The sequence below is a fragment of the Clostridium sp. DSM 17811 genome, assembly GCF_018861905.1.
In the GTDB taxonomy this organism is placed as follows: Bacteria; Bacillota; Clostridia; order Clostridiales; family Clostridiaceae; genus Clostridium_AD; species Clostridium_AD frigoriphilum.
This window is the reverse complement of the sequence record NZ_JAHLDU010000096.1, coordinates 1-591: the sequence shown is the minus strand read 5'-3', so window position 1 is coordinate 591 and position 591 is coordinate 1. Positions and strand designations below refer to the sequence as shown.

The following is a 591-nucleotide window of genomic DNA, read 5'->3' as shown; positions in this document are numbered from 1 at the left end:
GGGCAAGATACGCTAATTGCAGTGATGGATAGTAATTTTATGATGGGAAGTATGGGATCTGTAGTTGGAGAGAAAATTACGAGGGTCATTGAAAAAGCAACAGAGAGTAAAAAACTAATTATTATATTTACAGCCTCAGGGGGAGCTAGGATGCAGGAGGGTATATTTTCTCTAATGCAAATGGCTAAAACTAGTGCTGCTATTGCAAGACATAATGAAAGCGGTAACCTTTATATAACTGTTCTTACAGACCCAACTACAGGTGGAGTTACAGCAAGTTTCGCAACTCTTGGAGATATAATTCTCGCAGAGCCTAATGCACTAATAGGTTTCGCAGGTAAAAGAGTTATAGAGCAGACATTAAAACAGCAATTGCCTGAGGGGTTCCAAAGGGCTGAATTTTTGCTTGAGAAGGGTTTTATAGACAAGATAGTGGATAGAAAAGTTATGAAGGAAACTTTAGCGCAGATATTGAAACTTCATTTATAGCACCGACAGAAAGACAAAAGTAATACATAAGGAGTGAAATTTTATGGTAACTTTACCTTTTGAAAAGAACATGTATGAACTTAAAAGTAAAATAGATGAGCT

At 36.7% G+C, this 591-nt stretch carries 1 protein-coding gene; it reads left to right on the top strand.

Annotated elements, in window-relative coordinates; translation table 11 throughout:
* A partial coding sequence (locus KPL44_RS25130) for an acetyl-CoA carboxylase carboxyltransferase subunit beta (protein WP_301183001.1) occupies window positions 1-489 on the top strand: 489 nt, incomplete at its 5' end.
* Between the last annotated feature and the right edge of the window lie 102 nt (window positions 490-591).